At 58.7% G+C, this 27,000-nt stretch carries 23 protein-coding genes and 1 pseudogene; 4 read left to right on the top strand and 20 right to left on the bottom strand.

Features of this window, described 5'->3' with window-relative positions; genetic code table 11:
• Window positions 1-14: 14 nt before the first annotated feature.
• Both acnA and A6764_RS06460 read left to right on the top strand, forming a co-directional pair.
• Window positions 15-2,744 (top strand): aconitate hydratase AcnA, encoded by a 2,730-nt coding sequence (acnA, locus tag A6764_RS06465; protein ID WP_065067017.1) that lies wholly within the window; start codon window positions 15-17, stop codon window positions 2,742-2,744.
• Window positions 2,745-2,923: 179 nt separating this feature from the next.
• Window positions 2,924-3,244 (top strand): DUF3892 domain-containing protein, encoded by a 321-nt coding sequence (locus tag A6764_RS06460; protein ID WP_029098673.1) that lies wholly within the window; start codon window positions 2,924-2,926, stop codon window positions 3,242-3,244.
• A 121-nt stretch (window positions 3,245-3,365) separates the two neighbouring features.
• Here the strand turns inward: A6764_RS06460 and A6764_RS06455 are convergent, their stop codons facing one another.
• The 5 genes from A6764_RS06455 to A6764_RS06435 form a co-directional block, all read right to left on the bottom strand.
• Window positions 3,366-4,109 carry an IclR family transcriptional regulator gene (locus tag A6764_RS06455; protein WP_065067018.1) on the bottom strand — a complete coding sequence of 248 codons (744 nt, stop codon included), beginning with the start codon at window positions 4,107-4,109 and terminating at the stop codon, window positions 3,366-3,368.
• A 256-nt stretch (window positions 4,110-4,365) separates the two neighbouring features.
• On the bottom strand, window positions 4,366-5,193 hold the full coding sequence (locus A6764_RS06450; RefSeq protein WP_029098671.1) for an aldo/keto reductase: 828 nt from the start codon (window positions 5,191-5,193) through the stop codon (window positions 4,366-4,368).
• 137 nt (window positions 5,194-5,330) lie between these two features.
• Entirely contained in the window at window positions 5,331-5,975 is a 645-nt protein-coding gene (locus tag A6764_RS06445) for a pyridoxamine 5'-phosphate oxidase family protein (protein WP_065067019.1), read from the bottom strand.
• A 166-nt stretch (window positions 5,976-6,141) separates the two neighbouring features.
• Entirely contained in the window at window positions 6,142-7,122 is a 981-nt protein-coding gene (locus A6764_RS06440) for a quinone oxidoreductase family protein (RefSeq protein WP_065067020.1), read from the bottom strand.
• Between the two features lie 75 nt (window positions 7,123-7,197).
• Window positions 7,198-8,103, bottom strand: coding sequence for a LysR family transcriptional regulator (locus A6764_RS06435; protein ID WP_264622456.1), 906 nt, complete (start codon window positions 8,101-8,103; stop codon window positions 7,198-7,200).
• A gap of 144 nt (window positions 8,104-8,247) precedes the next feature.
• Between A6764_RS06435 and A6764_RS06430 the strand changes: the two genes are divergently transcribed.
• The gene (locus A6764_RS06430) at window positions 8,248-9,201 is read left to right on the top strand and encodes a DMT family transporter (RefSeq protein ID WP_065067022.1); all 954 of its coding nucleotides are present in this window, start codon (window positions 8,248-8,250) and stop codon (window positions 9,199-9,201) included.
• A 100-nt stretch (window positions 9,202-9,301) separates the two neighbouring features.
• Here the strand turns inward: A6764_RS06430 and A6764_RS06425 are convergent, their stop codons facing one another.
• The 8 genes and pseudogenes from A6764_RS06425 to A6764_RS06390 form a co-directional block, all read right to left on the bottom strand.
• On the bottom strand, window positions 9,302-10,183 hold the full coding sequence (locus tag A6764_RS06425) for an IS3 family transposase (protein ID WP_264622264.1): 882 nt from the start codon (window positions 10,181-10,183) through the stop codon (window positions 9,302-9,304).
• Window positions 10,180-10,488, bottom strand: coding sequence for a transposase (locus tag A6764_RS06420; RefSeq protein ID WP_065068439.1), 309 nt, complete (start codon window positions 10,486-10,488; stop codon window positions 10,180-10,182). Before A6764_RS06420 ends, A6764_RS06425 begins: the two co-directional genes overlap by 4 nt.
• Window positions 10,489-10,581: 93 nt before the next feature.
• Window positions 10,582-11,418 carry a hypothetical protein gene (locus A6764_RS06415; RefSeq protein ID WP_065067023.1) on the bottom strand — a complete coding sequence of 279 codons (837 nt, stop codon included), beginning with the start codon at window positions 11,416-11,418 and terminating at the stop codon, window positions 10,582-10,584.
• A 25-nt stretch (window positions 11,419-11,443) separates the two neighbouring features.
• Window positions 11,444-12,067 carry a matrixin family metalloprotease gene (locus A6764_RS06410; RefSeq protein ID WP_141669652.1) on the bottom strand — a complete coding sequence of 208 codons (624 nt, stop codon included), beginning with the start codon at window positions 12,065-12,067 and terminating at the stop codon, window positions 11,444-11,446.
• Window positions 12,068-12,293: 226 nt separating this feature from the next.
• Window positions 12,294-12,851 (bottom strand): signal peptidase I, encoded by a 558-nt coding sequence (lepB, locus tag A6764_RS06405; protein ID WP_065067024.1) that lies wholly within the window; start codon window positions 12,849-12,851, stop codon window positions 12,294-12,296.
• Window positions 12,852-13,039: 188 nt separating this feature from the next.
• Window positions 13,040-13,435, bottom strand: coding sequence for a hypothetical protein (locus A6764_RS06400; protein WP_065067025.1), 396 nt, complete (start codon window positions 13,433-13,435; stop codon window positions 13,040-13,042).
• 358 nt (window positions 13,436-13,793) lie between these two features.
• Window positions 13,794-15,196, bottom strand: a pseudogene (locus A6764_RS22355) (helix-turn-helix domain-containing protein).
• Between the two features lie 251 nt (window positions 15,197-15,447).
• Entirely contained in the window at window positions 15,448-18,504 is a 3,057-nt protein-coding gene (locus A6764_RS06390) for a DNA translocase FtsK (protein ID WP_264622455.1), read from the bottom strand.
• Window positions 18,505-18,694: 190 nt separating this feature from the next.
• On the opposite strand from A6764_RS06390, the gene A6764_RS06385 reads away from it, so the two are divergent.
• The gene (locus A6764_RS06385) at window positions 18,695-19,945 is read left to right on the top strand and encodes a hypothetical protein (protein ID WP_065067026.1); all 1,251 of its coding nucleotides are present in this window, start codon (window positions 18,695-18,697) and stop codon (window positions 19,943-19,945) included.
• A 69-nt stretch (window positions 19,946-20,014) separates the two neighbouring features.
• Here A6764_RS06385 and cysC read toward each other — a convergent pair whose 3' ends face one another.
• From cysC to A6764_RS06350, 7 genes are all read right to left on the bottom strand, one after another.
• Complete coding sequence (gene cysC, locus A6764_RS06380; protein ID WP_065067027.1) at window positions 20,015-20,635, bottom strand: adenylyl-sulfate kinase; 621 nt, start codon at window positions 20,633-20,635, stop codon at window positions 20,015-20,017.
• A 22-nt stretch (window positions 20,636-20,657) separates the two neighbouring features.
• Window positions 20,658-21,800 (bottom strand): sulfate adenylyltransferase, encoded by a 1,143-nt coding sequence (gene sat, locus A6764_RS06375; protein ID WP_065067028.1) that lies wholly within the window; start codon window positions 21,798-21,800, stop codon window positions 20,658-20,660.
• A gap of 5 nt (window positions 21,801-21,805) precedes the next feature.
• On the bottom strand, window positions 21,806-22,549 hold the full coding sequence (locus tag A6764_RS06370) for a phosphoadenylyl-sulfate reductase (protein WP_065067029.1): 744 nt from the start codon (window positions 22,547-22,549) through the stop codon (window positions 21,806-21,808).
• Between the two features lie 134 nt (window positions 22,550-22,683).
• Entirely contained in the window at window positions 22,684-24,219 is a 1,536-nt protein-coding gene (gene cobA, locus A6764_RS06365) for a uroporphyrinogen-III C-methyltransferase (protein WP_264622454.1), read from the bottom strand.
• A gap of 120 nt (window positions 24,220-24,339) precedes the next feature.
• Window positions 24,340-24,573, bottom strand: a complete 234-nt coding sequence (locus tag A6764_RS06360; RefSeq protein ID WP_029098658.1) for a DUF3906 family protein — start codon at window positions 24,571-24,573, stop codon at window positions 24,340-24,342.
• A 22-nt stretch (window positions 24,574-24,595) separates the two neighbouring features.
• Complete coding sequence (locus tag A6764_RS06355; RefSeq protein ID WP_065068415.1) at window positions 24,596-26,212, bottom strand: nitrite/sulfite reductase; 1,617 nt, start codon at window positions 26,210-26,212, stop codon at window positions 24,596-24,598.
• The gene (locus A6764_RS06350) at window positions 26,196-26,990 is read right to left on the bottom strand and encodes a sirohydrochlorin chelatase (protein WP_264622453.1); all 795 of its coding nucleotides are present in this window, start codon (window positions 26,988-26,990) and stop codon (window positions 26,196-26,198) included. Before A6764_RS06350 ends, A6764_RS06355 begins: the two co-directional genes overlap by 17 nt.
• Between the last annotated feature and the right edge of the window lie 10 nt (window positions 26,991-27,000).

Raw genomic sequence — 27,000 nt, 5'->3', positions numbered from 1 at the left:
GGAGGTTGTGAACTTTGGCTAAACACGATGCTTACAACGTGAAGTCTTCCCTGCAAGTGGGCGGCAAAACGTACGCGTACTACCGCCTGCAAGGCTTGGAAGAACAAGGAATCGGCGAAGTTTCCAAGCTGCCGTTCTCCATTAAAGTGCTGCTGGAAGCGGCTGTGCGTCAGTTTGACGGCCGCGCCATCACCAAAGAACACGTGCAACAACTGGCCAACTGGACAAAAGGCCGCGACGAAAACAAGGAAGTGCCGCTCATGCCGGCCCGTATCGTTCTGCAAGACTTTACGGGTGTGCCGGCCGTCGTCGACCTGGCTGCCATGCGCATCGCGATGAAGCGCGCCGGCGGCGATCCGAAACGGATCAATCCGCTCGTACCGGTTGACCTGGTCATCGACCACTCCGTCATGGTTGACGATTTCGGCAACGACAAGGCGCTGGAAAACAACATGAAGCTGGAATTCGAACGCAACCAGGAGCGCTACCGCTTCCTGCGCTGGGCGCAAACCGCGTTTGACAACTTCCGCGCCGTTCCGCCGGCAACCGGTATCGTGCACCAGGTAAACCTGGAGTACCTGGCAACTGTTGTGGCAACCCGCGAAGTAAACGGCGAACTGGTGGCCTTCCCGGACTCTCTCGTCGGCACCGACTCCCACACCACGATGATCAACGGTCTGGGCGTGCTGGGCTGGGGCGTCGGCGGCATTGAGGCGGAAGCCGGCATGCTCGGCCAACCGCTCTACTTCGTCACCCCGGAAGTCGTCGGCTTCAAGCTGACCGGCACCCTGAAAGAAGGGGCAACCGCAACCGACCTGGCGCTGACCGTTACGCAAATGCTGCGCAAAAAAGGCGTGGTCGGCAAATTCGTCGAGTTCTACGGCCCGGGCCTGTCCAACATCTCGCTGGCAGACCGCGCGACCGTCGCCAACATGGCGCCTGAATACGGCGCAACCATGGGCTTCTTCCCTGTCGACGCCGAAACGCTCAACTACCTGCGTCAAACCGGCCGCAGTGAAGAGCAAATCGCCCTGGTGGAAGCGTACACCAAAGCGCAAGGCCTGTTCCGCACCGACGACACGCCGGATCCGGTCTTCACCGAAACGCTGGAACTGGATCTGTCCACCGTCGTGCCCAGCCTGGCCGGTCCGAAGCGTCCGCAAGACCGCGTCGAACTGACCAACATGAAGGAATCCTTCAACAACAGCCTGCGCACGCCGATCGAAAAAGGCGGCTTCGGCCTCTCCGAAGAAAAGATCAAGGCGGAAGCAACCGTCACCTACCCGAACGGCGAGACGGCAACCCTGAAAACCGGTTCCGTCGTCATCGCAGCCATCACGTCCTGTACCAATACATCCAACCCGAGCGTAATGCTGGGCGCCGGCATCCTGGCGAAAAAAGCTGTGGAAAAGGGACTGAAAAAACCGCCGTTCGTGAAGAGCTCGCTGGCTCCGGGTTCCCGCGTCGTGACCCAGTACCTGATCGACGCCGGCCTGATGGATTCGCTCAACGCGCTCGGCTTCAACGTGGTCGGTTACGGCTGCACCACCTGCATCGGTAACTCCGGTCCGCTGCCGGAAGAAACCAGCAAGGCGATCGCTGAAAACGACCTGACCGTGGCAGCCGTTCTGTCCGGTAACCGCAACTTCGAAGGCCGCATCCACGCGCAGGTAAAAGCGAACTACCTCGCTTCCCCGCCGCTGGTCATCGCGTACGCCCTGGCCGGCACCGTGGACATCGACCTGACGAAAGACCCGATCGGCATTGGCAAAGACGGCCAGCCGGTTTACCTGAAAGACATCTGGCCGACGCCGCAAGAGCTGGCGGAAGCGATGAACAAGGCGATGAATCCGGAACTGTTCCGCGCCCAATACGCGAACGTGTTTACGCAAAACAAGGCATGGAACGAAATCGACGCACCGAAAGGCGACCTCTACGAGTGGGATGAAAACTCCACCTACATCCAGGAGCCGCCGTTCTTTAAAGACCTTACCGGCGACGTCGGTCACATCGAAGAGATCAAAGGCGCACGCGCACTGGCTCTTCTGGGCGATTCCGTCACCACCGACCACATCTCGCCGGCGGGCAACATCTCGCCGACCAGCCCGGCAGGCCTGTTCCTGCAGTCCAAAGGCGTGGAACGCAAGGACTTCAACTCCTACGGCGCTCGCCGCGGCAGCCACGACGTGATGATGCGCGGTACGTTTGCCAACATCCGCATCCGCAACCAAATCGCTCCGGGCACCGAAGGCGGCGTAACCAAGTACCTGCCGACCGGCGAAATCATGTCCATCTATGATGCGTCCATGAAGTACCAAGCAGACGGCACGCCGCTGGTGGTACTGGCCGGTAAGGAGTACGGTACCGGTTCCTCCCGCGACTGGGCGGCAAAAGGTACGTTCCTGCTCGGCATCAAAGCGGTAATCGCGGAAAGCTTCGAGCGCATCCACCGCTCCAACCTGGTGGGCATGGGCGTGCTCCCGCTGCAGTTCGCCGACGGCCAAAGCTGGAAATCGCTCAACATCGACGGTACGGAAACGTTTGACATCGTCGGCTTGAACGACAACGTACAGCCTGGCCAACGTCTGAAAGTGAAGGCAACCCGTCAGGACGGCAGCCAGTTCGAATTCGACGTCATCGTCCGTCTCGACTCGATGGTGGATGTCGACTACTACCGCAACGGCGGCATCCTGCAAACCGTCCTGCGTCAGCTGCTGGACGAAGGCAAACCGGTAACGGCTTAACAACCAACATTCCTTACAGCACCCGCATGAAACAGGCAAGCGAACGCTTGCCTGTTTTGCGTGTGGCGGGAGCGCCCGTCCTTGTAAAAAACGCATGCATGTTCGCCCGGCTGGCAAGGCATCCTTATGAGAGAGGGAAAACGTCTGCGAAAGCGGCAAAACAAGGGGGGCATGCTGTCATGAACGGGCAGGACTTTGAACGGCGGTACGCGGCGTACAAAGCGGACGGCGAGCGGCAGGCCAGGCAGGAAAACGGGCCGGACGCAGCGCCGGCTCCGGTGCAGGAACGGATCGTCGCCGTGCGCAAAAACGAAGACGGCAATCTGATCGCGTTTCAAACCGAGTCCGGGCGGGAGCTGGATTACGTGACCGCCCTGCAGGAAGCGAAAGCGGGCCGCCTGGCACATGTCGACGTGTTTCACAAGTACGGCCGCGACATCCTGCGCAGCGAACCGGACGGAATCAAGGAAAACAATTTGGACAACCTGCCGGAGTTTTGAAATACAGGCGTCTGATTGCGGTCAGACGCCTGTTTCTTTCCCATATCGGCAACAAAAAAGCTGCCGGACGTTCCCGACAGCGCGCAGCGTTCGTTTTGGACATGGTCGCTTTCGTCGTGTGCTATTTCATCATTTTGCCCATCCGGTACGCGGCCTCCATGATCGGACGGGCAAATTCGCGCATTTTTTCCGGCGTCAGCCGGTTGGACGGCCCGGACGCGGCGATGGCGGCCACCAATTTGCCGTTGCGGTTAAAAATCGGGGCGGCTACGGCGGCGGCCCCCAATTCCCGTTCCTCCACGCTGGTGGCAAAACCCTGCGCCCGAATCTGCTCCAACTGCTCCAGGTACGCCTCCCGATCGATCGATTCCGGCCACTCCGGATCGTTCAGCACGGCCTCCAGCACCTCCGGCTCGGCGTACGCCACCAGCACCTTGCTGGACGCGCCCACGAAAAGCGGCATGCGAGCCCCGATAGGCGCCACCCGGCGGATCGGCTGGTTGCTCTGCACCGCCTGGATGCGGATCCGCTCGTTGCCGTCGCGCACGTACAGGCTGACAGTCTCGCCCACCAGATCGCGCAAACGCTCCATCTCCGGCAGCAGGACGGTGGCAGGGTCATCGGAATGGGTCAAATTGGCGGAAAGCTCCCAGATCCGAAAGCCGAGCCGGTATTTCTCCGTCTGTGCGTCGCGGATCAGGAAGCCTTTGTTTTCCAGGGTCGCCAGCAGCCGGTGCACCGTGCTTTTATGCAGAGAGAGGCGGCTCGCGATCTCGCTTAGGCCCAGATCGGTCGAGTCCGTGAAACAGAGCAGGATGTCCAGCGCCCGCTCCACCGCCCGCACGTTTGTTTTTGGCTCTTCCATGTGTTCTCACCCGCTTTCGTTTTGGAATGTCACCGATCGTTTCACTAGATGAAATATGGTTCTACTCTTCAGTATAGAAAAAAGGCGGACGCACGTAAAGCGGAAAAGCGCCGTTCCCGGGCGGCCCAAACGATGTAGTACAACCGTATCGTCCCTGCAGGCGGACTTGCCGTGCCGCGTCCAGCAGCAAAAAGGCAGCCGCTTTCAAGGCGGCTGCCTGCGTGTGCCCACCGGGACGGGGCCGCGATGGCGCTTCTTAGAAATCGAAATTGTCCGGGTCGGGACCGAACCGCTTGTTTTGATTCAGCGCGCTGATGCGCTCCATGTCCTCGCCGCTCAGCGTGAAGTCGAACACGTCCGCGTTTTGGCGGATGCGCTCCGGCGTGACCGATTTCGGGATGACGACCACGCCGTTTTGCAAATGCCAGCGCAGGACGACCTGTGCGGGCGTCTTGCCGTACTTTTCGCTCAGTTCTATCAGCAGCGGCAGGTCCAGATTGCCTTTCATCAACGGGCTCCACGCTTCCAGCTGGATGCCGTTTTCCTTGCAGTATGCGCGCAGTTCCCGCTGGGTCAGAAGCGGATGGCATTCCACCTGGTTTACGGCCGGCACAATCTCGCTTACCTTGCGCAGCTCCTCCAGATGGTGCACCTGGAAGTTGCTTACGCCGATCGCCCGCACGTACCCTTCGCGGTACAGCTTCTCCAGCGCCTTCCACGTCTCCAGATACTTTTCCTTGACCGGCCAGTGCACCAGATAGAGATCGAGGTATTCCAGGCGGAGCTTTTTCATGCTCTCGTTAAACGCCTTCAGCGTCGTCTCGTAGCCCTGATCAGCGTTCCACACCTTGGTCGTGATAAACAGTTGATCGCGGGCGATGCCGCTGTCCTTGATCGCTGTGCCGACGCCGGTCTCGTTTTCGTAGATGGCCGCCGTGTCAATGCTGCGGTAGCCCACTTCGATGGCGGTGCGAACCGCGCGCTGCACTTCTTCCCCCTCGTTTGCCTTGTAGACGCCCAGACCCAGCCACGGCATGCTGACTCCGTTGTTCAATACAGTGCTGTCTCCGATATGCGTTGCCATTTGGATCTCCTCCCGTCTTTTCCAATATGTATAAGCGTATATAGTGTAACACAACCATACTTCCAAAAAAAGGCGGAAACTGTTTGGAACCTGCTTCATCCGGAGATAGGCGCACGCACCGGATGCCGTCTCTTTCATCAGTACAACCGCTTTGTATAGCTCTCCTGCAGCGCTTCCTCCACCTGCCTGGCGGTAAAGCCGGGCGCGTTCATGTTGGCGTGGTCCGCCAGCACCTGGGCCATGGCCGGCAGATTCTCCCTGTCCAGCCACGCTTCCGGCTGCCACAGGCGGGAGCGCTTGAACGCCTTGGCACAGTGGACGAAGCACTCCTCCACCCGCACCCCGATGCCGACGACCGGCACCTTGCCGTTTACCGCCATTCGGCTCAGGATGTCGGCGTCCCGGATGACGCAGGCCCGGCCGTTGACGCGCAGCGTTTCTTCCAGACCGGGGATGAGAAAGATCACCCCTACCCGGGGATTGGTCAGGATGTTGCGCATCGAGTCCATCCGCCGGTTGCCGGGTCGTTCGGGAATGACCAAGTGAAGGTCATCCAGCACGTGCACAAAGCCCGGCCCATCCCCGCGCGGCGACGCGTCGCAGTTGCCGGCGGCGTCCGCCGTGGCCAGAACCAGAAACGGCGATTTGGCAATGAACGCACGACAGTGCCGGTCCAGGCGGTCAATGGCCTTCCGCTTTACCAGTTCCTTCGGCTCGCCCAACAGTTCGCGCAGTTCCGCCTCGGCTGTCACCACGTCCCGAAAGATCGTCTCCTTTTCCATCCGATTACACCCTTCCTTGCCGGTGTTTGTCACTGCTATTGCCTATCATCGCACAGAATCGTCCGGCGATTGGGGCAATTCAAAACGGACATGAGGCGCGAATTCAACCCGCTCATCACGCGAAGCGGTCACCGGAGTCTGCCGGCCTGGGGCAGGCTGTCATGCGCTATCCCCTGACTTCCAGCAATACTTTCCCCGTGCTTTGTCTGCTCTCCACCCACTCGTGGGCTTTGGCCGCTTCTTCCAGCGGAAACCGCCTCCCGATCTTGATGCGCAGACGCCCGTCGGCCAGAAGGCGAAACACCTGCTCCGCCGTGTCGCGCAAAAGATGGGGACGCATTTTCCGGGTCGTGCCGAAGCTGAATCCGAGCACGGAGCGGCAGCTTGCATGCAAGTCTTTTGTCGCAAACGTCCCGACGGCCCCGCCTGCATTGCCGAAGTGAACCAGCCTGCCGTACGGAGCGAGGCAGGTCATGCTTTTTTCCGAGACCCATCCGGAAATCGAATCCAGGATGACATTGGCCCCTTCCCCGTTTGTGAGCTGGATTACCTTTTCCGCAAAGTCTTCCCGCTCGTAGCAGATGACGTGATCCGCACCGGCTTCCAGAGCGGCCGCCGCTTTTGCCTCGCTGCCGACCGTCCCGATGACGAGGCCGGCACCCAGAATCTTGGCCAACTGGATCGCCGTCGTGCCGATGCCGCCTGCCGCGGCATGGATCAGGACCGTTTCGCCCGGTTCCAGTCTGGCCACATCGGCGAGCAGTTTGTAGGACGTAAAGGAAACGACCGGACAGGCCGCCGCCGTATCCACATCCACCTCGTCGGGGAGCGCAAAGGTGAGCGGTTCGTCCGCGACCGCATACTCCGCGTACGAGCCGTGCTGCGGAAACGCAATCACGCGCTGGCCCACCTTGACGTGCTTCACGTCGGCCCCCACCCGCTCGACAATTCCGACCGCATCCAGGCCGGGAATGAACGGGAGCGTGCCTGTCCCCTTTTTCCCGTACCTCGATTTAATATCAGCAAAATTCACACTGGTTTTTTCGACACGAATTAATACTTGTCGGGAATGGATCTCCGGCATTTCCACGTCCGTGTAGATCATCGTTTCCGGTCCGCCAAACTGCGTGACCACGATCGCTTTCATCCCTTCATTCCCCCCAACGGCCGTTTTCCTACTATTTTCTTTCCGGCTCCCTCACTTCCTCCTCGTTTCGTCCAGTCAGCTGCGAGCCGCTGCTTCCGGCTGGGACGTACCCGTGCCCCCTTCGTCGCGAAACCCGCGAATGGTCTCAAGCAGCTTCCGCATCGAGCTGGACGAGATCGCGTCGCGCCGGCGAATGAACACCGTGGAGACGCGGCCGAATTCGCGCGGAATGGAATGGCAGCGGATGCGCCCCGCCGCTTCCAGGTGAGCGACGGCTGCCCTGGGCACGAGCGAGACCCCCAATCCGGAGGCGACCACGGCCAAAATCGTCTCCAGCGTGCCAAACTCCATGATCCTGGCCGGTGTGATCCCTTCCGCCGCGAGCCACTGCACCAATCGTGCCCGATAGCCGCAGCCGGAGCGAAACACGAGCAGCGGCCTGGTTTTGCATTCGTCCAGCGAATGGGGGGCGCCGTCGCCGCTCGCGATCAGGACAAGCTCTTCTTCCGTCAAGAGCTCCTGGACAATCTCCGGATGCTCGATCGGTCCGCTGACAAACGCCCCGTCCAGCTCATAGGCCAGCACTTCGTTCACCAGGTGTTCCGTCACCCCGGTCACCAGAGACAGATCGACGCGCGGATAACGCCTGCAGTAGACGGACAGGATCGCAGGCAGGCAGGAGACCGTCTCGACGGAGCCGATCAACAGCGGGCCGGACGGATTCTCCTCGTCCTGAAACGCCTTTTCCATCTCGTCCATCATCGCCAATATCTTCTGCGCGTAGGCCAGCAGCTTTCTGCCGTCGGGATTCAGCGTCACCCCTCTCGCGTGCCGGTAAAACAAGGACGTTCCCAGCTTCCGCTCCAGATGTTGAATGCGCGCCGTCACGTTGGACTGCACGTAATTGAGCTCCCGGGCCGCCCGGCTGACGCTTCCGTACTCGGCGACGGTTTGAAAAATGCGCAGGTCGCTCAGTTCCACTTCGTTCCTCTCCCTTCCGTTCCGGTATCAATCATAGTGATGCACACGATCATTTTCAATCATTTTACATGATGAAATTTCCGGAATATGATGGTGATCGTGAAATTTGGTCAAGGTAAGGGAAAGGCAGGCAGGTGCAGCGACATGAACACCAACCACATCCTGAAAGGGGCTTTTTTGTGCCTGATCGCCAGCGTGGCGTGGGGGGCGATGTTCCCCGTGGCCGAAAGCGCGTTTGCGCATCTCGATCCGTTTTTCTTTTCCGTCATCCGCTACTCCGCCGTCTCCGTCATCCTGCTGGTCCTCTTGTGGCTGAAGGAAGGCGGGCGGGCGCTCCGTTTCGACGGCCGCGGCGCACCGCTCTGGTTCTTCGGCACGATGGCGTTTACGGTCTATAACCTGTTGGTCTTTTGGGGCCAAAACCGCTTGGGCACGTCGGGCGTGATTCTCGCCTCGGTGATGGAAGCGCTGATGCCGATGATTTCGGTGCTGGTGCTGTGGATCTGGAGTCGGAAGCGGCCGGCGCCGTTTACCGTCGGCTGCATCGCGGTGGCCCTCGTCGGCTGCTTCCTGGTGATCACCAAGGGGGATTTCCACGCGTTTCTCCTGGGAGCCGACCGGCTGTTTCCGGTTCTCGTGATCTTCGTCGGCGTCCTGGGCTGGGTCATCTACACGATCGGCGGCGACGTCTTTGCCGAATGGTCCGTGCTGCGCTACTCCACGCTGAGCTGCGTGCTCGGCACCGCCACCTCGCTTGCGGTCGTCCTGGTGCTGGCCGCTTTCGGCCTTTTGTCCGTCCCTTCGCTGCCGTCGATCTGGTCGGCCGGCCCCGAGCTCGGCTTCATGATCCTGGTCGCCGGCGTGCTGGCGCTGGTCAGTTGGAATGCGGGCGTGAAGCAGTTGACGCCGATCAACGGCATCCTGTTTATCAACTTCGTGCCCGTCACGACCTTTGTCATCTCCGTCATGCAGGGGTATCGCCTTACCCTGTTTGACGCCGGCGGAACGCTCCTGATCATCGCGGCGCTGGTCGCCAACAACCTGTATCAGCGCAGACAGCTCAAGCTGTCCGCCGGGGCCGCCCGCGCAGCGTCGTAGCAAGCTGGTCAGAACCGTCCTCATCCGTGCAGCAAAAAAAGACCACCTGACGTTGGTCTTACCCCTGTCAAGTAGACAGACTTTAACAAGCCCTATAGTTTTAAACTGCCTGAGCTCGGTATTGTACCGGGCTCAGGTTGTTTAAACGGGACTGAAAACGTTTGTGATTGTAAAAACGAATGTAGCTACGAATGGCGTTTTGTACTTCTTCATCCGTTTGGAAGTTGTGCAAATACAGACACTCTGATTTCAGATGGCTGAAAAAACTCTCGATACAAGCGTTGTCCAGACAATTTCCTTTTCTGGACATACTCACTGTGATGTTATATTGTTGGAGTAGGTGATTATATTGTCGGGATGTGTATTGGAATCCTTGATCGCTATGCAACAGGACCCCACTCACATCTCCTTTTTTTATGGCTGCCTTTACTGTGTCTATCACTAGTTTCAGATCGTTCCTCTTACTCATTTTGTAGGCAACAACTTCGTTGTTGAATAAATCGTAAATCACGGATAGATACAGTCGGCGTCCATTGAAGATTACGTAAGTAATATCCGTTACCCATTTTTCGTTCGGACGTGAAGCAGTAAATTCACGGTTCAGTTTGTTTTCGGAAATCACGACCTTCTCTTTGCGGCCGAAATGTTTTCGCTTCTTCCGAATGCAAGCCTGGATGCCTAGTTCCCTCATGAGTCGATACACCCGCTTATGATTCACATGAATCCCATACTTTTGGCGAAGCCACACCTTTACTCGAAGATAACCGTATATTTTGTTTACCTCTTGATGACACTCCAAAATCTTTGCCTTCAAATCCTCATTCTCCACCATCTTGCGAGACAGATCCTGTTGCCGGGCTACCCACTTGTAATAACCACTTCGCGAAACACCTGCGAGGGAACACAGCAAAAGAATCGGATATCTTTCAGACAGTTCCTTTATGATGGCGTAGGCTTTGGTTTGTCCTCTTTGATTCTTCACCGCCTTTCGAGTCCAAGCCACTTTTTTAGATATTCATTCTCCGCTCGTAACCTCATATTTTCCTCTTCTAAGCTTAAGGGACGTTTCCTTGGTCTTCCTGTATACGGGCCTATGCTTTTACCGCGTTTTTCCTCAAGTCCGGAAAAACCCTCGTTTTGGTAATGCTTCACCCATCTCAGGACAATTTTGTGGCAAGTGAGCCCAAGTTCTTTTGCGATAGCTTTCGATCCCATTCCATCCTCTTCGTATAGTTGTATGGCTCTTAGTTTCACTTCCAGTGGGAATGTCTGCCTTACTTTCCCCATAAAGAAATCCCCTCCAAGTAAACTGTAAAGGGGCTTATCCTTTACTGTCTACTTAAAGGGGATAATATCACGTCAAGGTGGTCTTTTCGGTATCTATTTGTTGATGCTGCTCAATACATCATTCCATTGTGATTCCTGGTCTTTGGCGATTACGCTTCCCTGTCTTGTCGTCAGCCGGAAATCCTTTTCTCCCTTCAAGAACACCAGATATTCCTTGCCTACTTCCACATCAGCCGGCAAATTGATTACGGTACTGTCCTGGTCGAGTGGTCCTTTGTACGCTTGCAAAATGTCTGCCGTAACGGTCTTTACATACTCGTTTTCATGCACGACTTCCACAGGCATGACATGAAGCACAAAATCGGACTGATCTATCAATTCTTCCGTACTGCTTGCCTTTTCGACAATGTGAAAATTCTTTTTCGTCAGACGCCTTGCCTCTGGGGAATTTTGGATGTATGTCACCATGTCGTCTTTCTTTCTGTTCATCACAATGTTTTCATTGCCACGTAATTGATTCTTGTCGATTTCAATGATCGTCTCCTCTCCTATCGGCGTATAGACAGGCCGGGGATACAGCTCATGTTCCCAGTATTCCAGAAACAACAAATACTCTTTCCCTTTTTTCAACGCATCTTTCGCTTCATACACATCAATTGACTTCGCGTTTACATTCCCTTTCAATTCCGTTTTCACAGCGACAGTGTATCGGTATGTGTTGGTGCTGCTGAATTTCGCTTCATCCACAACTTCGCCAATCACGACATGGTCGGAAGCCTTTACGGCATCATCTACGTTTGTTATTGCTGTCACGGTTTCTCCTTCCCTGCTGGTAATGTGCAAAGAAGCATCACGATGTTCCGGCGCGCATGCTGTGATTACAAGCAAGGATAGGATGGCCATTGTGAAAACTTTCTTCAGCTGTTTCACAATAAATCCTCCAATCTTGAAAGGATTAATATATTTGAACAAGATGATTCTTATCCCTCGATGTCAATGTGGTTACTTCGCTGGCGGTCCCATACATGACATCATTTGAATTGCCAGAATGCCCACGCCAGCCAAGAGCGTGTCCGAATTCATGAGTGGTTGTTTTTTTGTATCCGTTTGACGTTTTTCCGTCTATTTGCACGATATATACGTTCACAGGTGAGCCGATTTTGTAACTTTGCTTGAGTGAAGTACCGTATTGCCAATCGCCTTCATACGTTAATGTTCCATCATAGACAGTGAGACCAGTATTTGAACTGCTCAAACTTGGTTCCATTGCTTTCAACGTATTGTACGTTCCCCCGTAAATATTTATATTCGCATCAGATTTTTCATCAACTCCATCACTTGAAATCCCTGCTGTGCGCCATTGACTCATCGCGTGACTAACATAGGATGCAAAAGCAGAAGTCGCTATGCTCTTGTCCATCATCCCTGCCCACACATACCGTTTCGTACTCCACCTACTGATAATATCCTTGTCGGAGTACCAATAGGAGATCTTTCCCAACGTCGCAGCATAGGCAATACCAGCACTTGAGGAAACAATCCCCATACAAACCGCTAGGAAAAGCAACGTTTTCTTCAATGTTCAACACCACCGCAAATTCCAAATTTTTCTACTGCAACATATTAAGTCATATTTTTAGAAAACGCAACATAAATATGTATTTTTTACCAATTAATGATGGCGTTTACCGCACGTGCGGCTGAAAAACACGAAACGGAAGCGAGTCCCTTATCGGGCCCGCTTCCGTTTTCGTTGTCCGCTTCTTCATTCACCAGTCTGCGGCGGCCAGCTTGTCAAACCACCTTTAGAACGGCCACTCCAATTTGGTGCCGATCACGTGGTCGAGCGGAATAAAGCCGATGTCCCGACTGTCCCGGCTGTTGTTGCGGTTGTCCCCCATCACGAAGATGTGGTTGTCGGGCACGACGACTTTCCCCAGGCCGTCGTATTGGGCCGTCTCCTTGATGTACGGTTCGTCCAGCGGCTTGCCGTTGCGGTATACCAGGTGATCCTTAAATTCCAGGACGTCGCCCGGTTTGCCGATCACGCGCTTGACGTACATGAAATCTTCCTTCTGGTTGCCCAGCATCAGGTGAATCAACGGATGGCCCAAGAGGTCATCCCGGAATGTCCGATTTCGGTTCACGCGGCTGTCGATCACGACGATGTCGCCGTAATCGGGCAGGTACGAAAAGGTGTGGGGGAGTTTGGACACGTAAATTCTCTGCTGATCGTGCAGCGTCGGGTCCATGGAGTGGCCTTCCACCTTGAACGGCTGGAAGACGAAGACGCCCAGAACCAGCGCCAGCGTTGCCGCGAAGGCCAGGGAACGTATCCAATCCCAGATCTCTTTGAGCTTCACAGGCAGCCCGCCTTTCGTACAGGTTTGTCTACCACGTATGATAGCACAAATGCGGCTGCAAATTAAACGAGGCCCCTCCGTTCCAAACAGACACCCCTTGCAGGCAGCGGCGCAATCCCCGTGGATTCGTCCACTCGTGGGCAAGGGGTGATTGGGTTTTTCGTTCCTTCTTTTCTCCTGGACAACCGTCAGGCCGTTACGTCCAGATTGGGATTGTAGCGCCGTACATACCGAAGCATGTCGTCTCCGGCCACCCGGCTGGACGCCGGACGATGCGGCTGCTGCGTCAGATGGAGGGCAAGCTGTTCCGCTCCTCTCTCCAGGCGTTTGCGGGCCGCATCCGGCAGCGTCAGCACGTGCGGCACGAGCAGCTGCAGGTACCAAATCCCCTGATGCTCCTCGGAGATGTCGATCTCCAGTTCGATGTCGCCGCTGTCAAACGCGAACAGATGGTTGAACAGCGACGCTCTCGCTTCCGCGTCCAGGCCTGACACATCAAGCCTTTGCACGCTCAGGTAATGCTCGTCATTGAACAGGACAATCTGTTCGTCAATCGGTTGGTACTTCTTTTTCAGCGGGTCCATGCGCGTACCTCCGCTTCCTTTTGTCATATTTTTCAGAATAAAGCAGCAACGGATGTTTCGGCAAGATCTGTCTGTCTGTTTGAGTGCGCTTAGGCACGGAAGGCCGACTTTTTACTGACCCGGTTTGCGCAAGTGAGGTAGGGGTGCTCATGAAGGTGAGACAGTCGTTGTACCTGCTTGTACGCACATGTTTTCCAGAAAGCCTGCGGGATGATACCGAGCAGCAGGAGAAACGCCAAAATGTGATGAATACAAGAAGCCCCCGAACAGGGGACTTCTTGATTAACCGCCTACGCCGTGATCGTACTGGATGATGTTATCCTTGGCCGCTGCTATCGGACTTGCAGACCAAATGCCGCTAGACAATCCCAATACCAGAGCCAATGAAAGCAAAATCCCTTTCATCCTTTACCTCTCCTTTCATCATGACGGTTTGATAGGTTCTTTTTTGCTGATCCGATGCGTGTTGGAGATGCGCCCAGAACAATGCCGAACATCTTTTGAAGTTGTCATAATCCATCATCGTATCAGACAAAACAAGACACCTTACTGTTTCTTCTAGCCCTTCTTTCCATTTCCCTTTTTTCAATAAGTATACTGCCAATTGATAGCGGAATTGGATATGGTGGCTCAGTCGGACTACGTTTTGCTGTCCCTCAAAACGACTTATGCGCTCCCCGAACTGTTGAAGTACATGGTCGACGGAGAAACCGTACTCATTCGCCGATTTTAAAATTGTTACCAGGCCGGGCAGAACCTCATTCGGGTGATCGGCAAGAAACCGGATATAGTCCGGAAGAATATCAGTTTTCCCCGTGAGCATATCCAACGTATACGAATTGGCTGTTGCCCATAGGCGAAACTTCTGTACTTCTGCTTGACCGGTTTCGTCCAAGATTTCAAACCAGCTTAAATCTGCGTAAGCATCCACATAACGCTTCGCTTCTTCGTACTTCCCTTGATTTTTTAATGCTACACCTTTTAAGAGATACCCTTGTCCATAGTACACGACAAGATGCCGCTCCAATGGCCGCTCCGTTTTTTGGGTTTGGCCACTTTTCGGGTTTTTTCGCTTGCATATCTCGTCTTCTGGGCCAATTCCCTTAACTCGTCCGCGTATTTCTCAACGAGTTCCCACCTTCGTAGCGTGTAGCAGACATTGGCCAACTGCAGCAGTGCATCCAACTGATGATTCTCCGGCAGCCACTTTCGATAGGGATCAAACCGGATAACAGCCTCCCAATTTTTCTCTGCATCAGTACCCTGTAAAGCTCGAAATAACCGGTATTGGCTCATTACAAAGCGCTCAGCGTGGCTATCTTTTTCGTTTTCAATCACTAGCTGATAAAAAGGAACTGACTCCTTTTGCTTCCCGCGTTCAAAGAGATGCTCGGCCACGGAAAAGAGAATGGAGACGTTCTTCGGGTTCTCCAGCAGCTTGGAAACAACCTGCTCCATGCAATCATGCCGACCGATCTCTGCGCATCGAACCAGAAATGGAACGACTCGTGACCTGGATACTTTTCCTTCGGAGAAACACTCTTCTTCGTACAGTTCGTACAACCATCCCGGAGCCTGACCCAAAGCCGCAGCCATCGCATCAAGCTGTCCGATCGTAATGACCCGCGGCGGATCGCCATTCAGCAATTCGTTCAAGTGTCCAGGATTAATGCCGGTCAACTCACCAAGTTTACTCAGCGTGTAATCGTGCTCCTTCAAGTGATGTTCAATTTCAGAGCGCAACGACCGCTGTCTCCCCATATAAGCACTCCCCCTTGAAAGGAAACAATTTTTTACTTTATTTTACAAAATTTGAGAATCGTTTGGAATCCCCTTTCTGGGAATTTTTGGACATCCAAATTTCATTGATTGACCAACTCCATAACCCCCATCCAGCCTGTCCGTCTGTCCGACATCGTGCCGACAAGGAGCCAACCACGTCCCGGCTGTCCCAGAAAGCCAAAAAAAGGCCTTGCCGAATCGGCAAGACCTTTGCTGCTTCCCTCGTTTCCCTAGAACAGTGTCGATCCTTCTGCAAGCGCCTCGGCGTCCTCGCGGGTGATCAGCACGGCGCGGGGCTTGCCGCCGCTCTGGCCGGCGACGTAGCCGTCCGCCTCCATCATCTCGATCAGGCGGGCCGCCCGGTTGTACCCGATGCGGAAGCGGCGCTGCAGCGCGGAAGCGGAGGCCTGTCCCTGTTCTGCGACAAAGAGCAGCGCCTCGTGGTACAGCGGATCGTCGCCCATGTCGTACGACTGGACCTGCTGCTCCAGCTCCTCTTTGCTGAACAGGTAGGACGGCTTTCGCTGCTGTTTGATCGCGCGCGTGACCCGTTCGATTTCGTCGTCCGAGACGTAGTTCCCCTGCAGGCGGACGGGCGTGACCCCGCTCTCCAAAAAGAGCATGTCGCCCCGTCCCAACAGCCGCTCCGCCCCCGACTGGTCGAGGATGGTGCGGGAATCCACCTGCGAGAAGACGGCAAAGGCGAGACGGGTGGGCACGTTGGCCTTGATGTTGCCGGTGATGACGTCCACGGACGGCCGCTGCGTGGCCAGCAGCAGGTGAATGCCGCAGGCCCGCGCCTTTTGTGCGATGCGGATGATGCATTCCTCCACGTCCTGCGGCGAGACCATCATCAGGTCGGCCAGCTCGTCGATCACGATGACGATGTACGGCAGCGGCTGGTCGACGGTCTGGTTGTAGCGTTCGATGTCCCGCGCCCCCGCGTCGACGAAAAGGGCGTAGCGTTTTTCCATCTCCTCCACCGCCCACTTCAGGGCGGCCGTCGCCTGCTTGGCGTCCGTCACCACCGGCGTCACCAGATGGGGCAGATGGTTGTACGGAGCCAGTTCCACCATTTTCGGGTCGATCAGCAGCAACCGCACTTGTTCCGGCGTCGCCTTGTACAAGAGGCTGACAATGATCGAGTTGATGCAGACGCTTTTCCCCGAGCCGGTGGCGCCCGCGATCAGTCCGTGCGGCATCTTCTTGATGTCGGCGACGATCGGCTCCCCGCCAATGTCCATGCCGAGCGCCACGGCCAGGGGTGACGGATGCTCGCGGAATTTCGCCGAGCCGATGATCCGGCTGATCAGGACCGGCTGGCTGGTCAGGTTGGGCACCTCGATTCCGACGGCGTTGCGGCCGGGGATCGGCGCTTCGATGCGAATGTCCTTGGCCGCCAGGTTCAGTTTAATGTCGTCAATGAGGCTGGTGATTTTGTTCACCTTGACCCCCGGCGCCGGCTGCAGCTCAAAGCGCGTGACGGACGGCCCTTTGACGATGCCCACCACCTGGGCGTTGACGTTGAAATTGGCCAGCGTCTCCTCCAGGAGCAGTTTTTGGAGCTGCGTGTGCTCGTCGTCGTCTTCGCTCATCGGCGGGCTGGGGTCGAGCAGATCGAGCGACGGCAGCACGTAAGAGGCGGCCGGTTCCGCCGCTCCTACAGCCGACGATGCCCTTTCCTGCCCGACGGCGGAAGCGGACGATGCGGCGGTTTCTCCTGGGCTCGTCTCTTCCTCCAGGGCTGTCCACTCTGCGGCAGCATCCAGCCCGGCTGCTGCGGGCTGTTCATTATGGGCGCGAGCGGGCAGTACGGGAGCGGACGACTCCCATGAAGGAGAGAGTGGTTTTGCCGCCGATGCGTCGGACTTCGCTGCCGCCAGCGGTTCGACCGGCTCTTCCGGTGCCTCTGACTTCACTGCCGCCGGCGTTTCGGCCGGTTCTGTCGGCACTTCGGCCATGTCTCCCGCCGCTGTTTCGATGGGCTCTGCGGGCGATTCGCACTTGGCTTTCGCCGGCGCCTCCATCACCCCATCCGCTGCGGCAGTCCCCGGGACAGAGGGCGGATTCGCCGCTGCGGCAGTCTCTGCCGTTTCCGTGTTCACCGCCGAGTCTGGAACGGAAGGGGCAACCGGGAGCGGCGGCTGGTTTCCGTCGGACCCGTCCTCCTTCCGGAAAACATCCTGCGCCGCTGGAGCGTATTCTGTTCCCGCGTCCATCTTTTCCGACGGCACCGTCTCTGTCTCGAGCACCGTCTCTGTCTCGGGCACCGTCTCCGTCTCGGGCACCGTCTCCGTCTTTGCCACGGCCTCGGCCGCCGCCTTGTTTTTGAACACCAAATCGAGTGTTGTCACCGCATCGGACGCCGCCGCTTCTGCTTGTGCCTCCGGAACGGCCCGTGCGGCAGCAGCTTCCCCCGCACCCGTACCGGTCTCGGCCGCGGGCACTTCCCGCTTTGTCCACGGGAGCTTTGCAGCCGTTCCCGCTGCCGGTTCATCCGGCAGCGCCCACGCGCCGCGATCCGCCGAAACAGCGTCTGTCTCCCCTGCAGTCGGCACCTCCGTGCGGTCGCTCTCCGCGTCTGTCTCCGCTGCAGTCGGCACCTCCGTGCGGTCGCTCTCCGCGGCCGCCTCCCTGTCCGCCAGTTCCCGCAGGCTGTCCGCTCCGGCGTAGACGACCCCGGACGTCGTATGAATCCGGTGCTCCGTCTCCCGCGTGGACGTCGTCATTTTTCCGTATACCGGGGAGATGAACTCCGACGGTGTGTATGTACGTTTTTCCGCAGTCGGCCGTGCCGGGCGAAACGGCTCGGCTTTTCTCTCTTCACGGCGGACCGGTTCCACTCTCGCGCGGTCCGCTTCGCCCGGGAGACGCTCAGCTTCCCGTTTCCCTTGAAGGACTTCTGGCTTCACTTGTTCGTCGGGCTTCATCCCGTCAGCGGTGCTGCGAGCGGATGAGCCGCTGCGGAAGATCAAATCCGGCCCTCCGGAGGACAGACCGGCATCCCGCCCGGGCTTGTCCGCTTCCACCGACCCTCTCTTCTTCGGCCGGCGAAGCTCCTCGTCCGAGATCACGGGAAAGCGAAAATGGCGCTGCTTCTCCCTTCTCGGCAGCTCCGGTTCCTGCTCGTCGCCCCGCTGTTTCGGGTAAATGTTCTTCGTCTTTGCCCGGAGCTGACCGGCGGACGGCCCGGCAGGCGGGCGATGAGCGTGTTCACGCTCCTGCTCCCACTCCTGCTCTTCTTCTCCCAGAATATATCGAATCAGCTTGTGCAGCCACGACCACATGTTGCAACGTTCCTTTCTTCCGTAACCTTCTTCTACCTTCTGTATCGATCAATTTTCTCTATCATATTACCATGAATCATCCCCTTGTTTTTCAGTCCCGCGTTTTTTTCCAAAATTCCGCAACCTTTTTTCATATGGAACGTAGTACATATTGGAAAAACACAAAGACGATGTAGGGGAGGATGACAGCATGTGGAAAAAAGGTAGTGCCCTGCTTCTCGCGCTGATGCTGCTTCTGACCGGTTGCGCCGGCGAAGCGTCTCTCGTGCGCGACGCCGTGGTGGCATCTCTGGAGAAGCCCAACTACGACTTTGTAGGGACACTCAAATTGACCGGCGACGTCGACAAGCTGCCGGCCGCCTTGGGGGAACAGCAGAACAAGGACACCGCCGCACTCCTGGCCGCTGTGAAAGCGGGCGTAACCGTGAAAGGTACGCAGCTCGACCTGAAAAACGTGAAGGTCAATCTGGAAGTAAACGACGACAAGCTGCTTCGCGAAAAAGGGTTCTGGACCGGCGACAAAAAGGCCGCGCTGGAGCTGATTGTAAACGACGACAAGGTGTTTGCGAAAACGCCGCTGGATCAAAAGTACCTGCTGGTTGACACCAACGTGGACAACGCGGCCGCTCTCGGCGGAGAAGTCAAAGTAGACGCCGCCAAAGTAAGAGAGTATCAGGACAAGATGAACAAACTGGCGATCGACTTCGCGAAGAAGTACATCGCTACATACGGCTACAAGCTGTCCAACGCGAAAAACCTGGGCACCGAGACCGTAGAGCTCCCCAACGGCGAAAAGGTAAAGGCGACCCACGTAGCCGTGAAGCTTGACGCCAAGGAACTGATCAACCTGTTCTTCTACACCGCCAACGACGCGGTGGCCAATCAGGACGTCAAAGCGTTCGCCATCGACATGCTGGTGCTCTCCAACAGCCTGCAGGAAGAGCTGCTCAATCCGGAGAAGAAAACCACCGAGGCGGAAAAACGCGCGGTCGCCGAAGCAATGGTAACGGCCGGTCTGGCCCAAGCCAAACAATGGCTGAATACCGAGGGCAAAAAGCTGACGCCGGAACAACTTCTGGAAAAGGCCAAACAAAACGGCTTCCACGGTCTGACATGGAACCTGGACTTCTACATCGACGAAGCAAAACTGCCGGTTCGCCAAAAGAGCACGCTGAACGTTACCTTCCAGGCTCCGGAAATGAAACAGCCGCTGACCATCGGGCTGGAATCCGACCAGTTCGCCTACAACTTCGGCAAACCGACCAAGTACGACGTTCCGTCCAAAGACGCTGCTGTAACGATAGACCAACTGAAACAAGACAAAAAAGCGCTCGACACTTTCCATGAAAAAGGCTTCCTGCGCACGTTCGTGGAAAAAGCGCTGGAAGAGCACCAGTCCCTGGAGCAGTTCAAGGCAATTGAACAGGAGACGAAAAAGTAAGGGGATAACGTATGACAGGCATGGCGACCAACCGCCATGCCTGTTTTTTCGTTTCATTATGATTCTGCTCTACCGGCTTGCCGGAATAATCCCCCGCTCTTCCAGATGGCGCAGGACGATTTGGACCGACTCCTCCACCGACTGCGTGCCGCTTTCCACGACCAGCTCCGGGGCGAGCGGTTCTTCGTACGGAGACGTGATTCCGGTAAACTCCGCTATCTCTCCGCTTCTCGCCTTCCGGTACAAGCCTTTCGGATCGCGCCGTTCGCACTCCTCCAGCGGACATTTGACGTAGATCTCCACAAATTCGTCCGGTTCCACCAGTCCCCTCGCCAGCTCGCGGTCCTCGCGAAATGGGGAAATGAAGGCCGTCAGCACGATCACGCCCGCGTCGACGAACAGCTTGGCCACTTCGGCGATCCGCCGGATGTTTTCCTTGCGGTCGGCCGGGCCGAACCCCAGCCCGCGATTCAGGCCGTGCCGAATGTTGTCGCCGTCCAGCACGTAGCTCTTCAGGCCGCGCTCGTGGAGCTGCTGCTCCACGGCGTTGGCCAGCGTCGACTTGCCCGCGCCGGACAGTCCGGTAAACCAGAGGATGCAGCTTTTGTGGCCGTTTTGCCGCTGCCGGTCCGCCTTCGTCACCGTCGTCGGATGCCAAACCACATGGGTGCTCGTCGTCTCTCTGCTCATCGCGTTTCCTCCCCTCTCTCCGTCAGACGGACAGCGCCTGCAGTCCTTCGATCAGGACCTTGGCGACTTCCGGGCGGCTGAACTCCGGCGGCGGCGCTTCCCCGCGGGAGAGCATCTCCCGCACCTTGGTGCCGGACAGCGCCACGTGATGTTCCGCGCCGTGCGGGCAGGTTTTGCTGGAGGCCATGCTGCCGCAGGCGCGGCAGTAGAAGCTGTTTTCGAAAAACAGCGGCGTGATGCCCAGCTCTTCCGGGGTGAATCGCAGAAAGATGCGCTGCGCGTCGTACGTGCCGTAGTAATTGCCTACACCGGCATGGTCGCGGCCGACGATAAAGTGGGTGCAGCCGTAGTTTTTGCGCACCAGCGCGTGAAAGATCGCCTCCCGCGGTCCGGCGTAGCGCATCGCGGCGGGAAACACGGCGAGCTGCACGCGATCGGCCGGATAGTAGTGGCGCAGCAGCACCTGGTAGCTCTCCATGCGGACGGCGGCGGGGATGTCGTCCGCCTTTGTCTCGCCGACCAGCGGATGGAGGAGCAGGCCGTCGACGATTTCCAGTGCCGCCTTTTGAATGTACTCGTGCGCGCGGTGAACGGGATTGCGCGTCTGGAAGCCGACCACGGTGTTCCAGCCCCGCTCGGCAAACCGTTTTCTGGTCTCGGCCGGGTCAAAGGTATGGGCAGCGAACACGCCTTTGTCAGGCCGTCTAACCAGCGTGATCGGACCGCCGAGATACACATTCGGCCGCTCCAGCAGCTTTTTTACCCCCGGGTGGTTGACGTCGTCGGTGCCGTACACCTGGCGGGCTTCCACCTGTTTGTCCGGACGGTAGATATCGCGCACTTCCAACAGGCCGTATACGGTTCCTTGGTGCGACAGCCGCACGGAATCGCCGGCCTTCAGTCCGGCCGCATCCGCTTCCGCGACGGGCAGCGTGACGGGAATGCTCCACACCTGCCCGTTCGCAAGCCGCATCCGCTCCACGACCGATTCGTAATCACCGCGCTCCAGAAAGCCGGTGAGCGGGCTGTACGCCCCGATGGCGATCAGTTCCAGGTCCGCCAGCGCAAACGCGTCCAGTTCCACCTCCCGCACCGCCAGCGAGAGGTCTGCTTCCGGATCGAACCGGTTGATCAGTGTGCCGCCGTGTGGTCGGCTTGTCGTCATGTCCTTCACTCCTTTGTATCGGATCGAGTTGCCGAAGCGGGCGCGACGTGCAGGCCGCATTCGGTCTTGCCCGTGTTCGCCCAGCGGCCGGCCCGCGCGTCCTCTCCTTCTTGGACCGCGCGCGTGCAGGGGGCGCATCCGATGCTGGGATACCCCTGGTCGTGCAGCGGATTGTACGGCAGGTCAAACGTGCGGATGTACTGCCATACCTCCTGCCACGTCCAGTGAATCAGCGGACACACCTTGAGCGAACGGAAGCGGTTGTCCCGGTTGACGTATTGGACGTGGGCCCGCGTCGGCGACTGTTCCCGCCGCAGACCGGACAGCCAGGCGACCGCCCCCTCCAGCACCGACGCCAACGGCTCCACCTTGCGCAGTTGACAGCACAGGTCGGGCTGCCGCTCCCACAGCGCCTCCCCGTAAGCGGCCGCCTGCTCGGCCAGGGAGAGCGCCGGTTCCTTGATCGTGATCCGCAGCGTCGGGTAGCGCTCCCGGACCCGTTTGATCAGGTCGTAGGTTTCGGCAAAGTGGAGATGGGTGTCGAGAAAAAACACGGGGGCGTCCGGCTTCACCTTGCTGATCAGATCGAGCAGCACGATGCCTTCCGCTCCAAAGCTGCAGGCGTACACCAGGTCGTCGCCAAACGTGCCGTACGCCCATTTGATCACGTCCAGCGCGTCTTTGCCCACCATCCCCCGATTGACAAAGGCGAGATCGGCATCCGTCGCCGATTCGTAATTCCAGTTCATATGCCTCCTCCTTGATCGTTGACCGAACTGTTTTCCCGGCGCACGCCGCTCCCATTGAAGTTGCCGTCCCGCTGGCGCCGATGTTTCTGGCGAACAACAAGGCAATGGTGATACCGCTTTTCGCCGTGGGACCACTACCGCCCATGGTGCTGGTACAGATACTCGGCATGTTGGGCCGTACGAACGCCGAGCGTGCGAATACCTCGCTGCAGTTCCTCCGCCAGTGCCGACGTTCCCCGCTCGCATAACACCGCCTGCCTCCAGCCCATGGAACGGGCACGGGCAGCCGTCTCTTCGCCGACACAGAGCAGCGGCCGGTCCTGCCAGCCTTCTCCGGCGAACTGCGCCAGCGCCTCCAGATGGTACGGATCATCCGCCGCCAGCCAGTCGAATGTCCGGGCCCGCAGCAGCGGGGCCGCAGGGTGGGAATCGACCCATGCCAGACGGCCTGCGGAAGCCGTGCGCCAAACCCCCCCGTCCGGGTACGCGACGATCCCGCTCGGGCCGCTGCTCAGGCACAGCACCCGGTCTCCCGGGGCGAGCGGCAGGTTCCGGTATACGGCGGCGTGCGGTTCGTTTGCGGCAAACAGCCGCTCCGCCGGCAGTCCCCGACTCTCGAGGGCCTGGGCGGTCCGTTCGCCCAGCGCGGCAATCCGGGCCTTGATCCGGCGGATATCGATCCGCCGTTCACGGAGCGTGCGGAAAAAGAAGTCCGCCTGCCGCTCGTCGGCAAACACCAGCCACCGGCATGCTTCCAGCTCATCGGTCAGGCGTACCGCGTCTTCATCAGCCCCCGCTGCCCGCGCGGCGACCGCCACCGGCAGGACATCGGCCCCCAGCGACTCCAACTCCGCCAACAGGCTCTCCTCCTGTTCCGCCGGATCGTCGGCGGCCGCGGCCACCGTCAGCCCGAACAGCGGCTTGCTCTCGTACCACTCGAGCGTATCGCGCAGCCTGACCACCTCGCCGATGACGATGATCGCCGGCGCGGAAAACTTCGCCTCCGCTGCCTGACGATCGATGGTGGAAAGCACGCCGACCAGCGTCTGCTGCTCGCTGAGCGTGCCCCAGCGCACCAGCGCCACCGGCGTATCCGCCGCCTTGCCGTGCGCCAGCAGCCGCTCCCGGATGAACGGCAGGTTTTTCACGCCCATGTAAATCACCAGCGTTTCGACAGCAGCCAGCGCCGCCCAATCCGGCTCCCTGCCCGCGTTTTGCTCGCACTGGTGGCCGGTGAGAAACGCCACCGCCGAGTTGTACTCCCGGTGCGTCAGCGGAATCCCCGCGTACAGCGGAGCCGCCACGCCCGAGGTGATGCCGGGCACGATGTCAAACGGAATCCCTTCTTTCCGGCACGCTTCCGCCTCCTCGCCGACCCGACCGAAGATGCTCGGATCGCCGCCTTTCAGCCTGACTACCAGGCGGCCCTGCTGCGCTTCCCGAACGAGCAGTCGGTTGATCTCCTCCTGGGGAAGCGAGTGGCGATCCGCTTCCTTGCCGACGTAGATCAGCCGCGCATCCGTTCTGGCGTGGGCGAGCAGCAGCGGATTAGCCAGCCGGTCGTACACGACCACATCCGCCCGTTTGATCGCCTCCCTGCCTTTGATCGTGAGCAGCTTGGGATCCCCCGGGCCGGCCCCCACAAACATGACGCTGCCTGTCTTCCTCATCAACCGCCCTCCTCGCTGTACCCGTTCCTTGTCTGACGCGGCAAGGCGCGCCCCGCCGAGGCTTCGCTGCCGGGTTTCCCTGAGACGCGGCGGGCATAAGCCGCCGCGCCGTTGTTCCTTTCAAAACTGCGACGTTTCAATCACATAGCCCACGCCCTGCCGCCCCAGCGGCTTTTTTTCCACCAGGCTGAGCTGTTTGATCTGCGGCGGCGCCACCGTGTGCCGGAGAATGTTGTTCTCCGCCGAGCTGAACGCTCGTTCGTCCGACTGTGCGACGACCACGACCGTCAGCAGCCGGTCCGCCAGCTCCGCTTCCAATTTGTACAGATACGTTTCCGCTTGCTGTTCCGCCATCTCGTCTCCTCCTCGGCGCCGCTTACGCCGTCTGTAAAATCGCCTCCGCCTGCCGCTGAATCGCCTCGATTCCGACGCGTTCCACGTAGCGCCAGTACGGCTCCCCTTCCAGCCGCTCTTTCTTGTAGACGGTGATGAGCTGCGCCAGGAACGGTCCCAGCCGGTCGGCGGTAATGCGCACCTTCAACTTTTGGTTGAAGCGAGCGTCTTCCAGCGTGCCGCCGACGTGGACGTCAAACGCGTCGACCATTCCCTCCGGGGTTTTCACCAGCGCGCCCTGCAGGCCGATGTCGGCGATCTGCCGCTGGCCGCACGAGTTGGGGCACCCCACCATGTGGATGCGCAGCGGCGTGTCCAAGGGCACCGTCTCGTCCAGATACTCCGCCAGCGCCCGCATCCGCGCCTTGGTCTCCACGATCGCCAGATTGCAGTATTCGATCCCCGTGCAGGAGACGGCATACCCGACGAATGTGTTGGGCTCCAGCTTGAACCGGCTGACCACGATCGGCTCAGCCCGGAACGCCTCCACTTTTTCCGCCGGAATGTTGCGGATCAGCACGTTTTGCGTGTTGCAGGTGCCGATCGTTCCGTCGCCGTACTCGTCCGCCAGGCGGGCCAGCTCCAGCAGTTCATCCGCGTTCATGCGGCCGATGGGCACCGACAGCCCGGCGTAGTAGAAGCCTGTCTGCCGCTGCTCGTGAATACCGTAAAAGTAGCCGGCGTTCCAGCCCTTCAGCAGGTCTTCTCCCCTCGTCTCCAGTTCGCCGGTCAGCTTCAGCAGTTCTTCCCTGAACCGCTCTACTCCCCAATCGGCGACCAGGAACTTGAGCCGGGCATGGGTCCGTTTGTACCGATAGCCGTGGTCGCGGAACAGCGTGGTGACGCCGGCCGCCACCTTGACGACCTCTTCCGGGCGGCAGAAGACGTCCAACTGCTGCGCCAGGTACGGTTTGGCCGACAGGCCGCCGCCGACCCAGACGTGAAAGCCGATGACCTCCTCCCCGCCAATCGTCTTTTTCGCCGGGGTAAACGCCAGGTCGTTGATCTGCGCGTGAGCCGCGTTGTACACGTTGGCCGAGATCGACATCTTGTACTTGCGCGGCAGGTTGGAAAAGTCCCGGTTGAGCAGAAAGAATTGCTCCAATTCTTTGACGATCGGACGCGTGTCCATCACTTCATGCGGATCGATGCCGGCGAGCGGATTGCCTACGATCGTCCGCGGACAGTCGCCGCACGCTTCGAACGAGGAAAGACCGACTGACCCCAGCCGCTCGAAGATGTCGGCGAGCGACTCCACGGTCAGCCAGTGGAACTGCACGGCCTGCCGCGTCGTCACGTCCACCAGGTCGCGGCCGTAGTCACGGGCGATGCCGGCCAGTACACGGGCCTGATCACTGGTCAAAATCCCGCCGGGGATACGCACCCGCATCATGAAATGGCCGTCCTTGGGCCGCTGCTGGTAGACGCCCGCCCACTTGAATCGGTCGAAGTCGGAAGCTTCGATGGAGTCGTACCCCTGCTTCGAATAGGTGTTGATGATCGTCTCGATCACGTCCAGCCCGTCTTTTTCCAGCTTGGTCAGCTCCACCTTGTTCAGGTTCGGGTCATCCGCCCATTTCCATTTACGTTGCTCGGCCATCGCCATACACGCTCCTTTGCGTTTGATAGTCCAACAAAAACGCTGCCTCCGCCGACTGTACGATCCACTCGCCGATCAGCGGGTGAGGCAGGTAGGCGCTGCCGTCGTACCGGTAGGGCACCCCCGCCAGCCGCTCCGGAAGAGCGCGGCGGGTAAAATACCCCTGGCTGACGAACAGCGGCAGCACGATCAGCTCGCCGCAAGCCGCAAGCTGACGGGCGCGGGTCGCGACCGTATCCGGCCGCAGCGTGGCATAGCCCGCGGCGGTGAAGTAAAAGCGGTTTTGCAGGCGGAACGTCAAGCGGTGCAGGAGACGCTCCCAGCGTTCCCGATACCCCGGCAGGTCGCTGCCGTGTCCGACGAGCAGGAGCGCTTCGCGGCGGGCATCGACGGACAGCCCCCGCAGCCGTTCACAGACGATCTGCTCCGCCAGCGGATGGTCCTCCAAAGGCGGACACCAGAGAAACCGGGCCCGAGTGGAGACAGGCCGGACTTCTTTTGGCAAAACAGCGTCCGGCTCCAGCCCGAGCATTCCCCTGATCTCGCTGACGTGTGTGCTGCCGGCGGTGACAAACAGCGGCACGGCGGCAATCGTCTCCACGCCCGCCCGCTCCAGGCGCTCCACTTCATCGGCGATGCCGCGCCCGTCCACCCCGCCCAAGTAGGCGACCCGAATCAACATCTGGCGGCGGTAGGGACGGACCGCTTCCTCCACCCGCTCCATCCAGTCGGGGTCGGGCGATCCGTGGGCGATGACCAGCACGGCCGCATGGGTCATTCGGCTTCCC

Source organism: Brevibacillus sp. WF146, assembly GCF_001673705.2.
GTDB classification, from domain to species: Bacteria; Bacillota; Bacilli; order Brevibacillales; family Brevibacillaceae; genus Brevibacillus; species Brevibacillus thermoruber.
Note: the sequence above shows the minus strand (reverse complement) of the source record. Positions and strands in the feature narration are given on the sequence as shown.

Excerpts from the sequence above, each read along its gene's own strand:
- A6764_RS06420 (WP_065068439.1), bottom strand. The coding sequence starts at position 10,488 with ATGGGGAAAGTAAGGCAGACATTCCCACTGGAAGTGAAACTAAGAGCC.
- A6764_RS06460 (WP_029098673.1), top strand. The coding sequence starts at position 2,924 with ATGAACGGGCAGGACTTTGAACGGCGGTACGCGGCGTACAAAGCGGAC.
- A6764_RS06455 (WP_065067018.1), bottom strand. The coding sequence starts at position 4,109 with ATGGAAGAGCCAAAAACAAACGTGCGGGCGGTGGAGCGGGCGCTGGAC.
- A6764_RS06430 (WP_065067022.1), top strand. The coding sequence starts at position 8,248 with ATGAACACCAACCACATCCTGAAAGGGGCTTTTTTGTGCCTGATCGCC.
- A6764_RS06355 (WP_065068415.1), bottom strand. The coding sequence starts at position 26,212 with ATGGCCGAGCAACGTAAATGGAAATGGGCGGATGACCCGAACCTGAAC.
- A6764_RS06370 (WP_065067029.1), bottom strand. The coding sequence starts at position 22,549 with ATGAACTGGAATTACGAATCGGCGACGGATGCCGATCTCGCCTTTGTC.
- cysC (WP_065067027.1), bottom strand. The coding sequence starts at position 20,635 with ATGAGCAGAGAGACGACGAGCACCCATGTGGTTTGGCATCCGACGACG.
- A6764_RS06385 (WP_065067026.1), top strand. The coding sequence starts at position 18,695 with ATGTGGAAAAAAGGTAGTGCCCTGCTTCTCGCGCTGATGCTGCTTCTG.
- sat (WP_065067028.1), bottom strand. The coding sequence starts at position 21,800 with ATGACGACAAGCCGACCACACGGCGGCACACTGATCAACCGGTTCGAT.
- A6764_RS06450 (WP_029098671.1), bottom strand. The coding sequence starts at position 5,193 with ATGGCAACGCATATCGGAGACAGCACTGTATTGAACAACGGAGTCAGC.
- A6764_RS06440 (WP_065067020.1), bottom strand. The coding sequence starts at position 7,122 with ATGAAAGCGATCGTGGTCACGCAGTTTGGCGGACCGGAAACGATGATC.
- A6764_RS06390 (WP_264622455.1), bottom strand. The coding sequence starts at position 18,504 with ATGTGGTCGTGGCTGCACAAGCTGATTCGATATATTCTGGGAGAAGAA.
- cobA (WP_264622454.1), bottom strand. The coding sequence starts at position 24,219 with ATGAGGAAGACAGGCAGCGTCATGTTTGTGGGGGCCGGCCCGGGGGAT.
- A6764_RS06400 (WP_065067025.1), bottom strand. The coding sequence starts at position 13,435 with ATGGACCCGCTGAAAAAGAAGTACCAACCGATTGACGAACAGATTGTC.
- A6764_RS06350 (WP_264622453.1), bottom strand. The coding sequence starts at position 26,990 with ATGACCCATGCGGCCGTGCTGGTCATCGCCCACGGATCGCCCGACCCC.
- A6764_RS06360 (WP_029098658.1), bottom strand. The coding sequence starts at position 24,573 with ATGGCGGAACAGCAAGCGGAAACGTATCTGTACAAATTGGAAGCGGAG.
- A6764_RS06445 (WP_065067019.1), bottom strand. The coding sequence starts at position 5,975 with ATGGAAAAGGAGACGATCTTTCGGGACGTGGTGACAGCCGAGGCGGAA.